This window comes from Chryseolinea sp. T2 (genome assembly GCF_037203685.1).
Classification (GTDB): domain Bacteria; phylum Bacteroidota; class Bacteroidia; order Cytophagales; family Cyclobacteriaceae; genus Chryseolinea.
Genome location: NZ_JBBCAU010000004.1, coordinates 106,345 through 120,199 on the forward strand (window position 1 = coordinate 106,345; position 13,855 = coordinate 120,199).

The window sequence follows — 13,855 nt, forward strand, 5'->3', positions numbered from 1 at the left end:
CAAACTAACAGATCAAAGGTGGCCTGTTTAGTTGAATAGGCTGTTTAATTGAACTTTCTCCATACTGGCTGCACGCTTCTTCCTTCAAGATACTTATCGACACCTTCATCCAGTGCCTTTCGATAAATTACCAGGGCTTCATGGATACGCTCAACTGTTTCGTCAATTTCCTGATCATTGTGAGAGTAAGAGATGATTGACGATGGCATTATGAGCCCGCGCTTCATAGTCTCCTGGATGAATAGAGTTCTGAAAGGCTGCGACGGCTGATTGTCGTTATCGCGAGTCGTATAAACCGAACAGCAAGGAGGTCCAAGTATGCTGAACTTGTCTTCCAGTTTCAGATCGCGGGAAGCCTGCATTGCCGCACGTTCGAACTTCAAGCCTTGTTCATAAAGGCGTTCTATTACGTTATTAGATTTATAGAATCTGATATTGGCTATAGCGGCGGCCATTGAGTGAGTTTCGGCTCCATGAGTAGTGGATAATAAGAAGACACGTGTCTTATCGTGACGAAGTCCACCCAACTCCATAATCTCACGCTTGCCGGCAAGAGCGGAGATAGCAAACCCATTTCCTAATGCCTTTCCCCACGTAGACAGGTCTGGTACTATATTAAATTTCTTCTGCGCTCCACCAATATGCCAACGAAATCCAGTAATCATTTCGTCTAAAATAAAGATCGCTCCGTTGGCGTGACACAGTTCTTTCAACTTGTGAAGAAATCCGTCTAATGGTTCATCGAGCTTTTGTGCTTCAAGTATAACGCAGGCGATTTTGCCAGGATTATCAGCAAACATTTTCCGTGCGCTATCAAGGTCATTGTAATAAAACTTTGCTGTCATTTTTTTGGTAGCCTCGGGAATACCACCATCCATAGGGGTAGCTCCGATGAACCAATCGTGAACGGAAAAGAACGGGTGACTGGCGCACATGGCTACCATGTCGCGCCCGGTATATGCGCGGGCAAGCTTTATAGCGCCATCTACAGCATCGGATCCATTCTTGCAGAACTTTACCATGTCTGCACCATCGACTATGGAGAGAAACTCTTCAGCACATTCCAACTCAATGGTCGCAGGCCGGCCGAAATTGGCACCAAATGCCACCTGCGAAATAACAGCCTGATTGATTGGGTCAAATGCATGACCAAGAGAAACGGCCCGAAGTCCATTTCCCCATTCTATAAACTCGTTGCCGTCGGCATCCCACACTCTAGCCCCTTTGCCATGCGTGATATAAATGGGCATGTGTTCCGGAAACTGGTCGTCACCCTTTGCGTAGGTATGCGCACCACCAGGTATTAAGTCATGAAACTTCTTTTGTAGCGACAGCGATTTGTTGAAATTCACAAGCGTGCCTTTTCGGTTTTCACTTTGACGGGTCATAACAAAAAACTTTTTGAATGGAGGTAGCCTGTGGGTGGCGTGGAGACGCGATCTTTGAAATTTGGCTATGTCTTTTCAAAAGTGTCAAATCTCGTCATGAAGGTAGGCAGAATTCTAAATTTGTATGTAGAACATTCCTCATCAAAAGCCAAGACATACGTCATGGGTGTTATTTTTGGACTGAATTTGAACGTATGGACCCATTTCAACTACTAATTATCATTGTTCTCATAGCGACAGGCTCATATTTCTTTAACCAGATTTTGGACCTTGTAAACCTGCGGGCGCATCGCCCGGGGATTCCCAGCGATGTCGCGCAATTTTACGATGTCGAGAAATATGAAAGATCAAGAGCATACCATCGTGATCGTACCCGATTCTCTTTCGTCACGTCCGCTTTTTCATTCCTGTTGTCGATAACAATGCTGCTTGCCGGCGGATTTGGATGGCTTGATAATTCGCTGCACACGGCTATAAATAATGATATCATCCGTGCCCTGATCTTTTTCGCCATAGTTGGTATTGCGGGAGATCTGCTTTCAACACCTTTTCAATGGTACGGAACATTCGTGCTGGAGGAGCGTTACGGATTCAATAAGACCACGACTGCTACTTTCGTTACTGACAAAGTAAAGGGCTACGTGATCGCTGCTATTGTTGGTGGTGGGGTGCTTGCAATATTCATGTACATGGCGCAGTTCTTCGGACGTGATTTTTGGATTTGGTTTTCGGTAGTTGCCATTGCCCTGATCTTTATGATCAATGTGTTCTATACGTCTTTGTTTCTACCCTTGTTCAACAAACTAACACCTCTGCCTGACGGCGAATTGAAATCGGCCATTACGTCTTATGCCGCCCGCGTCGGGTTTCCTTTAGACAGCATCTATGTAATTGATGGCTCAAAACGCTCGAGTAAAGCGAATGCATTTTTTTCTGGTCTAGGGAAGAGGAAAAAGATTGTTCTATATGACACCTTAATCGAACGGCACCCAACGCAGGAACTTATAGCTGTACTGGCTCATGAAGTTGGACATTTCAAGAAGCGACACGTGGTTTGGATGTTCCTGCTTTCTTCCGTCCAGATCGTGTTCACGCTCTTCATACTTTCCCGCATGCTATATGCGGAAGAAGTTTCCATAGCTCTGGGCGGTAATGGATTGTCGCTGCCGCTTAATCTCCTTGCCTTTGGTATTTTGTTCTCACCGATTTCGGGCGTGACCGGACTGCTCATGAATATTTTTAGCCGGAGCAACGAATTTGAGGCAGACAGATACGCAAGAGATACCTTTGATGGGGCAGCGCTTTCAACTGCGTTGAAACGGCTGTCTGTTGACACTCTCAGTGATCTATATCCCCATCCGGCATATGTATTTTTTCACTATTCTCATCCGCCCCTGTTAACGCGGCTAAGGGCTCTGATGAATTCCTGAGACATGAAGAATCCCTATGTTACCTATGCTTTGCTGATCGCCAACATATTGGTGTTTGCACTGCTCGCCATAAAGTTGGAGAGTCTTAATATGGACACCGGGGAAGACGCCATGACGATTCTTCATTGGGGATCGAACATTAACCCGCTGACTCTTGACGGACAGCCCTGGCGAATATTTACATCAATGTTTCTTCACTTTGGCGTATGGCATTTACTTGTGAACATGTACGCATTGTATTCGATGGGTATTGGTTTGGAAGTGCGAATTGGGTCTGTACGATTCGCGATGATTTATTTCATCTGTGGAGTGGTGGCCAACCTGTTCAGTCTTGTTCTTAATGTGTATGCAAACAGTGCTGGTGCTTCCGGCGCTCTTTTTGGTCTTTATGGCTATTCGCTCGGTGCTATTTTGAATAGCACGATAGGTGATCCAGCCGCCCGAAAAAGAGTGATGACGGGTTTTGTAGTCTTTGTTCTGATAAATGGCTTCATCGCAGTAACAACGAACGTGGATGTGTGGGGACATGTCGGTGGTTTTGTAGCAGGCATCGTACTTGCTGTCATACACTTTAAATTCCATCGTCTCATTTCAAATACTTATCTCGGTGTTGTACTGGGTCTTTGCTGCGCCGTTATATTTTTATTGCCCAGGGACCAGGTCCGTTATTATCGGCTCTATCAAAATGTTCTGCGACAGGAGAGGATTACCAATGACCACTATCGCCATGAGCTGGGTGATGCCGAGTTGCTTGACAGTCTTAAAGTGGCCGTCAGGGCCTGGGATTCAATTGACCATGCTTTTGAAGGTCTCGGTGCCGTGCAGACAGCTCTTCAACATGATACTGCAATTCTCAGGCAGTATGCACGACTTCACCGACGCGTCACCGATTATCGCGTGTCACTTTTAGCACGGCAATCCTATATCTATCTCGATAGTATTGAGATTACGAACGCTGCGTTTGATTCAGTGCCTGCTTTGCATTACAATCTCGACTACTATCCACGGCCTGCCTATGGGCAGAAATCGGCGCGCGATACAACGCAATCTTCGGACCTGGCAACGCGGCGGGTATTTTATGATGAAGAATGGCGCGAAATAAATGATCCTTCATCCGCGCAGTTTTATCGGCTTGGTCAGGTGGATACATTGGGCAGATGGCAGGGGGCGGTACGAGACTACTACCGCGACGGCACGATTCAAATGAAGGGTAGTTATGTCGATAACCTAAAGGATGGTGTATTTCTCTATTACTCTGATCATAACACGTATACATCATCAGGTCGTTATCAGCGCGAAGAATCTATCGGCAAATGGGAGAACTTCCACTGGAACGGAAGACTTCAGACGGAAACCTATTATAATAGTAAAACATTCGTGGCGAACATCTTTGATTCGCTAGGGAACAAACAGGTCGATAATGGCAACGGTACGGTTACGAGCTGGTATTCCGACGGTCAGATAGAAGAGTCGGGTCAATATCACAACGGTGTGCGTACTGGTGACTGGTTTGGATATAACGAAGACGGCACCCCGTATTATCGCGAGCTCTATCGTGATAACAGGCTCGTCCAGGGAGCATCTGTTGATAAGCTTGGTAAACGTTATGTTTATGATGAGCTCAGTCTTTATGCCTATCCGGTGAAAGGCATGCCTGACTTTGAACGGTATGTAGAAAAGAACATCAGAAGGCCGTATCCAAAAGCATCAGGTGCGCGCATACGCGTGATATTTCAGGTGGGACGGAATGGTGACATGTGGGATTTCGTAATCCTGGAGGGTTATTCTCCCGAGTACGAGCAGGAGGCAATCCGACTTATCAAAGAAGGTCCGCCATGGAGACCCGGTTTACTGCACGGTCATGTTCCAGTTCCGTCTCAAGGTTATGCTGTTATCCTTTTTTGATCAGGAGCATTGTTGAATGCCACTTGTCACATTAGGCAATGATTGTGAGCCGAAATGCATAAATTTCAATTCTACATTCTTAAGAACTTAAACATCCTAATCCCTTATGCAGAGACGCGAATTCATAAAGACGTCAGCGGCAGCCAGTGTGGCTTTTGCCGCGGGCCCGATCATTCATGTAGCCGGACAGCAGAAAACTTACAGAACGGCATTGATTGGCGCTGGATGGTGGGGAAACAATATTCTCCGTTGTGCCATGCAGGCAAAGCAAAGTAAGATCGTTGCCCTGTGTGATGTTGATCAGAACTTTCTGAATTCAACGGCGGAAACGGTAAAGAAGATGACCGGTGATAATCCGAAGTTATATCGCGACTATCGCGAACTGTTGAGCAAGGAAAAGCCTGAGATTGTAATTGTGGCGACACCAGATCACTGGCATCCGCTAATTGCCATTGCCGCGATGGAGGCTGGTGCGCACGTCTATGTTGAAAAACCCATATGCCATACGATCAATGAAGGTAAGGCAATGGTGAAGGCGGCACGCAATACTAAGCGCATTGTTCAGGTCGGGACACACAGGCGGGTGTCTCCGCATAATATGTCAGGCATGGAGTTCTTAAAATCCGGCAAGGCGGGAAAGATCGGATCAGTCCGCGCTTTTGTTCACTATCCGGGAGGACCTGGAACTTTGACACCCGACACGGAAGCACCGTCAACATTAGACTGGAATATGTGGTGTGGACCCGCACCTTTGCGACCATTTAACACAACCATCCATCCAAAGGGATTCCGAAGCTATCTCGACTATGCGAATGGTACCCTTGGTGATTGGGGAATACACTGGATGGACCAGATTCTATGGTGGACCGAGGAGAAGCATCCGCGCAAAGTATATTCAGTCGCCAACCGCTTTATTCGAAAAGACAACACCGATGCACCGGATACACAGAATGTGATCTTTGAATTTGAATCGTTCACGGCGACGTGGGAGCATCGGCAGTACGCTGGTAATACGGCCGAGCGGACCAACATTGGTTGTTATTTTTATGGTACGGAGGGCACGTTCCATATGGGCTGGCTCGACGGCTGGACGTTCTATCCCGCGGATGATAAGAAGGCGCCCATTCATCAGGATCCAAAGCTCGATGAACCGGATCAGCAAAACATTGCCGCGCTATGGGCAAACTTTCTGAATTCAATCGAGACCAATAAATTACCAATCTGTGACATCGAGATCGGACAGCGTTCAACGAACATGAGTCTTCTGGGAATGCTGAGTGCAAAGTTGGGCAGAAGTGTAGAATGGGATGGAAGTAAGGGAATGATTGTCAAAGACGATGAAGCAAATAAGCTTTTGAGTCGGGCCTATCGCGGAGAATGGAAATATCCTGTGTAAGGAAATTCGGTATTACGGGTATTGTATAAAACAAATAAGGCTGCACCAGGCAGCCTTATTTGTTATAGTGAGTTGTTCTTTATTATTCCATCGTGAATACCCAAGCTTCTTTGAAGAGATTCTTCAGCTTGTACTCATTGCGCTTCTTACGTGCGTCGTCAAGATTCGTTGATGAATGTATGAAGACATAGTAGAAGTTGTTTTTCGGATTCAGAGCGATGTTTGCAGCGTATCCGCGGCCCTTCGCTTCTTTCACATATTGCATTGCGCCGGAAAGACCTTTGAAAACTCCTACCACAACGTAGTGATGTCCGCTTGACATAGAGAAATTCTCGCGGGTCCTTGGAGTTGCAGGTTTGGTTGCCTTTGCAGTAGTCGTGCTCGCGGGCTTGGTTTTTTCAGCTTCAGGAGCAGTTTTGGCTACAGCAGGTGCAGTGGTCTCAGTTTTTGCTGTCTCAGACTTTTCAGTGTCAGCAGGTGTTGTCTTCAGCATAGGATCAACTTCTGCAAGACGTTGCTGATGGACTTCCTGATCTTCTGATGGCTCTTCAAGTACAGAACGCTTCTCAACAGCCGACACGTCGTTCTTAGGAGTCGTAGGCCGCTCGTTGGCAAGTACACGTCCACCCTGAGTGATAGTCTTCTTATTCGATACTTTCTTAGATGCGAGGCGTATACCGATGTGTAACTCGTGTGCTCCGCCGCTGGCCATATTAGAACCGAGTGTATTAAAGTCGTAGCTATAGCCGAATCTGAACTTATCCTTCACGTTCATTCCGAAGAGGAGGGCCAGACCTTTGTTTTGGTTATAGCTAACACCTGTCCACAACTTATCCTGATAGTATGCTACAGTAGCTACTTCTACATAGTCTTGTTTGCCATCCGTGGTTTGGCGATAAAGAGCATAAGGTTCAATAGCGAACATCTCGGTGCGGCCTACATTAAAGCGGTAGCTCGCCGAAAAAAGTCTGTTCCTGAGATTCGACATCTTGAACTGATTAAAGGTCTCAGGGTTGAACGGATCAGACTTAAAGAAGTCCGTCAACGCAAAGCCAAGGCGCAAGCCGTCATATGTATATACGACGCCAAAGTTGCCATCTACATAGTAGTTAGTGCCTGCTGATCGTGCAATGACGGGATCATTGGAGTTCATCTCGCTGGCTTCGAGGTCCAGTTTGTTTAGTCCTACGCCTCCGGATAAACCAAATCGAATGGTTTGATTTCGTGATATCGGGAGAACGTAACCGAAAGTAGCCATGAAGTTGGAGTGCTGTAATAACACCTGGCGATCGGTCATGATATTAAAGCCGAGAGCAACGCGATCGCTTTCAGGTAACTGAAGGCTGGCGCCAGCAGTCACAGGAGCATCCTTAAAGTTTGCCCATTGTTGGCGATAAGCGACACTCGCTTCAATCTGTTTGTTAATACCAACATAAGCTGGGTTGAACAGATATGGATTGAAATTAAACTGTCTATAAAAGGGGCCGGGGTTTTGCGCCTGTGTGCCAGTGGCTAATATCATCATTAACATCACAGCAACCAGTGCTTTTGAAACTTGTAGACCCAGTGTCTTGAAGGTAGCGCACTCTGCACGCTGTGTAACTCCGTTTGTAATCAATTTCCTCATGCTCGTTCACATTTAACATTCTACCCTTTCACCGTCCAAAGGCAAATACAAGTCACCCGGAGCGATATTCGCTTCGTTTCGCGATGGTGATCTTGGATGTGCTGATTGAGCAGTGAATCTTTTCTAATTCCTCCCGCCTTGATAACATCGAGCTGCCTAGTGATCGATGAGCTGTGGGGATCTGAAGCTCTTGCTAAGAATCAACGTACAAATATGAAATGAACTAGGGTTCAGAAAAAATCAAAATAGATAAAGAGTCCTATTTACCAGATGAATTGAAAATATCTGGGTAGAGCGAATGATATCGACGACGAACGTAAATGTAAAAAATGTGATGAAAAATTCAACAATGTGTGATTGCAACGGTATGGATATACGCATGACTTTGCGTGCTGTATTTATCTCATTCCTCCTCTGAGATTTTTGTAGCGCAACGATGAATGTATGAATGAAGCAGATGAATGACCTTCAATCGATGTAGGCTGGCAGTTACTTTAAAATTCGTGGAATAATGGGTCAATTTTCCTCATGTAACTTCAATTGCCGTTTTGAATATTTTCTCACTTGTGCATCAGAGAGAATGAAACCCATTTTGAGAGAGGAATAACCACGCAAAATAGATTCGTATCACTAATGATCAAATTTTTTTGTTGTAAATCTTCGCACCCGTTTGTTATTAATTCAGTTGCGCAATTGGCTATATTCGACGAGCCGCATCAAGGGCTACATTTCATCTAACGATACTACCATGCGTCGACGAAGTTTCCTCCAGAATATGGCATTGAGCGCCGGCGGAGTGCTTATTCTTCCTGCCCTGAGTGCACATGCTTCTCCTGCATTGCTGAGCACCTCAAGTAATGCTTTAAGTATTCCCAAATTGAAGATCACCCGTATCCGATACTATCACGCGCCTGGTTATACAAAACCATTATTCAATCAGGCGAGAGGCATTGTCGAAATTGAAACTGATGGAGGCATTACCGGAATAGGTGAGGGCGGAGCTAAAGACACCATTGAGCAATGTGCTCAAATGCTCATTGGTGAAGATCCGTTTAGAATTGAGCACATGTGGCAATATTTATATCGGGGGATGTTTTATCCTCCGGGCCGGGAGAAGCTTCACGCATTAGGAGCTCTCGAGATGGCGCTATGGGATATTAAAGGCAAGGCCCTCAATGTACCAGTATACGACTTGCTAGGCGGAGCCACTCGTGATTATGTTGAATGCTATGCAACAGGATTCAGTGCATCTAAAGCAACATCAGAATATGATCGCGCGAAAGATTGTATCTCGGCGGGATTCCGTTGCTATCGAACCAATCCAACAGGTGGTGATGGTGAAGAGAAATTTGATTTCTATGAGAACGTAAGCAAGACGATTGATCACTGCAGAAAGATGGATGATGCAGTGGGAGGGATGGGAAGATGGGCAATAGATCTTCATACAAGATTCGATACGCCTGAAGCCATAAAGATATGCGATGCACTCGAAGAGCTGGAACCATATTTTGTAGAAGACCTGATCCGTTCTGAAAATCCGGGAGTATACAAAACGATACGCTCGCTTACTAAAGTACCCATTGCTGTCGGCGAGCAGTTTGGTGATCGTTGGGATACGAATGAGTTGATCGAGAACCGGCTTATTGATTACTGCAGGATTACGTTGCCGAATTGCGGAGGGCTATCAGAGCTGAAGAAGATTGCATCGATGTGTGAGACACATTATGTGGGCATGATACCGCACTTCACTGGCCCACTTGCAACGGCTGCTCTGGTGCACGTACTCGGGTCGAGCAGCCCTACGCGTTGTCTTATCGAATTCGCAGGTGGCACTTTTGAAAAGCCACCATACTTCAATGAGGACTACATGCTTTTTCGCGATGGCAAAGTGTATCTTAACCCTGCGCCTGGCCTGGGTGTAAAGTTCGATCCGAAGAAAGCCGAATTTCTTTTGGAGGTGAATGCAAAAACTAAATACCCGCATCCGATCCTGAAGAGTAAGGACGGTTCATGGCACGGATGGTAACAGACATGACAGGAAGAAACGGAAAATACCGATGGATTATTGTAGTACTTCTGCTAGTAGCAACTACGATAAACTATCTTGATCGCCAGATCATCGGTCTTCTCAAGCCAATACTGGAAAAGGAATTTTCATGGACCGAAACAGACTTTGCACGCATAGTGATGGCGTTTACGGCGGCGTATGCAGTAGGATTGCTGATATCGGGAAGGATTATTGATAAGATAGGTACGCGCCTCGGCTACTCGATTACTGTTATTGTTTGGAGTATATTCGGTATGCTTCATGCGCTGGCCCGGGGCGTTGCAGGATTTGCCGCGGTACGTATAGGCTTAGGGTTGGGTGAAGCTGGAAATTTTCCGGCAGCAGTGAAAGTTGTAGCGGAGTGGTTTCCCAGAAAAGAACGCGCTCTGGCAACTGGTATCTTCAACGCCGGAACCAGTGTTGGTGTTGTAACTGCGTTGCTTATTGTTCCCCTTATCCTCAATTACTTCGGATGGCATGAAGTATTCTGGATTACGGGCGCGCTCGGATTAATCTGGGTTATTGTGTGGTGGCTGTTCTATGAAATCCCTTCGCGTCACAAATGGATAACAGCAAGTGAGCGCAGCTACATCGAGGAGGATGAAACGCCGGATCAACATTCAATTGCCAGGATGTCTTCGCGGCCTGTATCAATTCGCTGGCAACGGCTTTTTTCATTTCCTCAGACGTGGGCGTTTGTTGCAGGCAAAGCATTCATCGATCCTATTTATTGGTTTTTCCTGTTCTGGCTGCCTTCCTACTTCGCGGCGAACTTCAGCCTCGACCTCAAGAAGCCGAATCTTCAACTGATGACCATCTACGCCGCCACGACGATTGGGAGCATTGGAGGCGGCTACCTCTCCTCGCTTCTGGTCAGGCGCGGTTGGGACGTTGTCAAGGCAAGGAAGGCGTCGTTACTGCTTTTCGCCTTCCTGGAGGTTTCAATTATACTTGCTCAGTTTGCAGGGGGTCCATGGATTGCCGTCGGGCTCATTAGCCTCGCTGTGGCGGTACATCAGGCGTGGGCGACGAATATATTCACCCTGGCGTCAGATCTCTTTCCTAAAGAGGCTGTAAGCTCCGTAGTGGGCATCGGCGGTATGGCAGGTGCAGTGGGGGGTATCCTTTTCCCGATGTTTGTTGGCTATCTCCTGGACAGCTACAAAGCCGGCGGTAACCTGGTGGCTGGATACAACGTGCTTTTTACGCTTTGTGGTTTCACCTATCTGATTACGTGGCTGATCATTCATCTCCTTACGCGCAACAGGAGCAAAGTGCCTTTGGATTTGATTTCCTAAGCGGTAATTCGGTCACCTGTAATAACCAAGTCCGGACCAGCGTATAGCCCAGTCCGGATTCAAAAAGACTGTACAGGGATCGAACAGAGTATAGAGAAGTATAGAGGAGTATAGAGAAGGTATAGAAAAGTATAGAGCGGGTATAGAGAAAGTATAGAGCAGCTATAGAAGCACTATAGGAGATCTATAGAGAAACACGCGCACGATTAAGCACGTGTTAAATTTACAGTTATACCTGAAACGATCTCGCTGGGATGATGATTTTGCATCATCAGGCCATGGTGCTCTGCTTTCGCAGAGACCAGCCAATGCTACCCAGCAGCGCGATGATTACCAGCCACGAGAAGATCGTCGTAATTGGATTTCCGGCTGTATAAGAAGGCGGATCGAAACGGAACACGATAGCATGCTTTCCTGCCGGAACATTCAGCGCCCGCAGAACATAATTGGCCTGAAGGATCTTTGCCTCCTGGCCATCGATAGTGGCTTTCCATCCAATCGGGTAATAGATCTCAGAAAACACAGCGAGACCTTCTGCTGCTGAATTGCTTTCATATCGAAGTTCACGCGGACTGTGCGTTAACAATCGGATGGTTGCAGCGCTGTCATAACCCGCGATAGCCGGCGCGCTACCTTCGAGTACCGCTTCTGTTCTTGTGTCAGCCGCACATGTCTTTGCAATTGCTTCGTTTGCATTTGCTGCGGGAATAGTTGTTTTGACAAACCAGGCGCTCCCATTCGCTGCGGGGTTAGGTATGAAATTGTTAGCGTCCGGGCCGAACACGATATATTTCACATTCAGCATATTGAAGATACCATAACCATTCATATCCATTTTGCCGCTCTGGATGTTGCCGACCATTTCCTGCGCCTCTCTGACAAGGCAGGTGTCGATCAACTCAGCATAACGGCGGATCTTGGCGCCGTGATAACCTCCTACAGAATGATGAAAGTATGATGTTCGCGCTTCCGTAAATGCACCCTGAAGGTTAAACACACGGAAGTATGAAGTATCCTGCAGAATGGCCTGGTCGGATGCCGTTGGCACGAACGTAGTCGCTTCACGGGTGCGCTTATAATTGTCTTTAGTGAGTCCTCGTTTATCCACAAGCGAAGCGTCCATCGTGATCATAAAAATCAGAAGAGCATAAAAGGCGAATGGTGAAATCTTTTTCCATGATTGAAAGTAGATCGCAGCAAATGCAACTAGTATGAACGCCAGCGATCTAAAAGCATCACTTCGCAGCAGTCCTTTACGGTCATCGATCAGAGCCGACAGAAACCACTGAGGAAGTGAAGCGCTTTGCTCCACATCGCTCACGAATCCCATCATTCCACCAAACAACAGGAATACCACGCATAGGCCTGCCGTTATACCGCCGGAGATCATCAGTTTCTTTTTCGTCTCTTTATCGAAGGTCGTCTTCATCAACTGTTCAAGTCCCAGCATTCCCAGCAGGGGCATTGCGAACAAAGGAATGATAATGGCAAAGGTGACCGAGCGAAACTTGTTGTACCCGGGAAAGTAATCGAATATGAAATAGTTGAACGTTTCAAAATTGCTGCCCCAGCAAAGCATGATGGCGAAAATTGAAACTGGCAACAGCCACCATCTATAAAACTTGTCGGCGAAGAACAGACCGCACACGAAAAGAAACACAATGATTGCACCGGCATAGTAAGGCATTGAAGTATCGGGCCCCCAATACGGAGCGCTGTAGTAGGCGAGCTGGTTTGCCTCTTGCTGATTTGAAGACCGGGCGAGCGCTTTGTACGTTTCGCTGTTCTGATCGGAAACAAGATAGTTATTGTTGAACCCGCCAAGGAAGTTTGGAATAAGCAACGTCATCGGTTCAGACAAAGCGTAGTTGTAGGAAAAGGCTCGTTCCTTTCCTATTCCCGCTAATGGCTTTTCTCCTGGCTTAATGAGATCTGAACCTCCCCGTGAATATTTTGTGTACTCATTTACTGCCCACATAGGACCAAAGTAAGATCCGGCGGCTAAGGCCACGCCGACCACAAGTACACCAATGTTTACTCCAAGCGCTTTCAGTTGATTTTGACGGATGTGCCACACCAGCTGTACAATTCCATAGGCAACGACAATGAGAAGGAGATAATAAGTGATCTGAAGGTGATTCTCTCTTAAATGCAGGGCCATTCCAGCAGTTGTCGTTCCAAATCCTATAATTCTTCGATTCGTAAATACCAGATGTATTCCGGCAACGACGAGAGGCATGAATGCGATGGCACCAATGCGCGCACTATGGCCGGCAATGAGACCGATAATCAGATGAGATGAAAGGCCGAATGCTATTGCGCCGGCAATTGCCAGATAAGGTCGCACGCCGAATGCCAGCAACATAATGTAAAATGAAAGCATGGCCAGATAGATGTTGCATATGGGGTGCGGAAGATTGAATGATAAAATCTTTTTCAGATAGCCAATGGATATGTTTCCCCATTGTACGTTGATGAGGTATCCGGGCATTCCGCTAAACATATTTTCTGACCACAGCGCTTCCTCTCCTGTCTTGGTACGGTAGTCGCGCATTGATTTCGATGAACCTTCCCATTGCGTAATGTCGCTTTGATTCAAGGACTTGTTTTCAAAGAAAACAGGGCTGAAAAAAATAATGGTTACGATGAGAAATACTACAATGGCTAGCAGGTGAGGAAGAGCCTGTCGGAAGTCAATTTTTTTCATTCTGCGGAATTAACGGCCGCAAAATAGGAAGGATTTTATTTGTATCTAAAGATTCAT

Annotated in this window: 8 protein-coding genes; 5 read left to right on the plus strand and 3 right to left on the minus strand. The window is 46.6% G+C overall.

Going from position 1 to position 13,855, the window contains the following annotated elements; genetic code table 11:
• Nucleotides 1-44 precede the first annotated feature (44 nt).
• A complete protein-coding gene (locus WBG78_RS14925) occupies nucleotides 45-1,388 on the minus strand; it encodes a glutamate-1-semialdehyde 2,1-aminomutase (protein ID WP_337327246.1) in 1,344 nt (447 codons plus the stop codon).
• Between the two features lie 194 nt (nucleotides 1,389-1,582).
• Here WBG78_RS14925 and WBG78_RS14930 point away from each other — a divergent pair, with 194 nt between their 5' ends.
• The 3 genes from WBG78_RS14930 (at nucleotide 1,583) to WBG78_RS14940 (ending at nucleotide 6,119) form a co-directional block, all read left to right on the plus strand.
• On the plus strand, nucleotides 1,583-2,818 hold the full coding sequence (locus tag WBG78_RS14930; protein ID WP_337327247.1) for a M48 family metallopeptidase: 1,236 nt from the start codon (nucleotides 1,583-1,585) through the stop codon (nucleotides 2,816-2,818).
• A 3-nt stretch (nucleotides 2,819-2,821) separates the two neighbouring features.
• On the plus strand, nucleotides 2,822-4,723 hold the full coding sequence (locus WBG78_RS14935; RefSeq protein WP_337327248.1) for a rhomboid family intramembrane serine protease: 1,902 nt from the start codon (nucleotides 2,822-2,824) through the stop codon (nucleotides 4,721-4,723).
• 106 nt (nucleotides 4,724-4,829) lie between these two features.
• A complete protein-coding gene (locus tag WBG78_RS14940; protein WP_337327249.1) occupies nucleotides 4,830-6,119 on the plus strand; it encodes a Gfo/Idh/MocA family protein in 1,290 nt (429 codons plus the stop codon).
• Nucleotides 6,120-6,201: 82 nt separating this feature from the next.
• Here WBG78_RS14940 and WBG78_RS14945 read toward each other — a convergent pair whose 3' ends face one another.
• Nucleotides 6,202-7,746 carry a PorP/SprF family type IX secretion system membrane protein gene (locus WBG78_RS14945; RefSeq protein WP_337327250.1) on the minus strand — a complete coding sequence of 515 codons (1,545 nt, stop codon included), beginning with the start codon at nucleotides 7,744-7,746 and terminating at the stop codon, nucleotides 6,202-6,204.
• 748 nt (nucleotides 7,747-8,494) lie between these two features.
• Here WBG78_RS14945 and WBG78_RS14950 point away from each other — a divergent pair.
• Entirely contained in the window at nucleotides 8,495-9,772 is a 1,278-nt protein-coding gene (locus tag WBG78_RS14950; protein ID WP_337327251.1) for a mandelate racemase/muconate lactonizing enzyme family protein, read from the plus strand.
• Entirely contained in the window at nucleotides 9,757-11,091 is a 1,335-nt protein-coding gene (locus tag WBG78_RS14955; protein WP_337327252.1) for an MFS transporter, read from the plus strand. Before WBG78_RS14950 ends, WBG78_RS14955 begins: the two co-directional genes overlap by 16 nt.
• A 271-nt stretch (nucleotides 11,092-11,362) precedes the next feature.
• Here WBG78_RS14955 and WBG78_RS14960 read toward each other — a convergent pair whose 3' ends face one another.
• Nucleotides 11,363-13,798 (minus strand): YfhO family protein, encoded by a 2,436-nt coding sequence (locus WBG78_RS14960; protein ID WP_337327253.1) that lies wholly within the window; start codon nucleotides 13,796-13,798, stop codon nucleotides 11,363-11,365.
• Nucleotides 13,799-13,855: the final 57 nt, after the last annotated feature.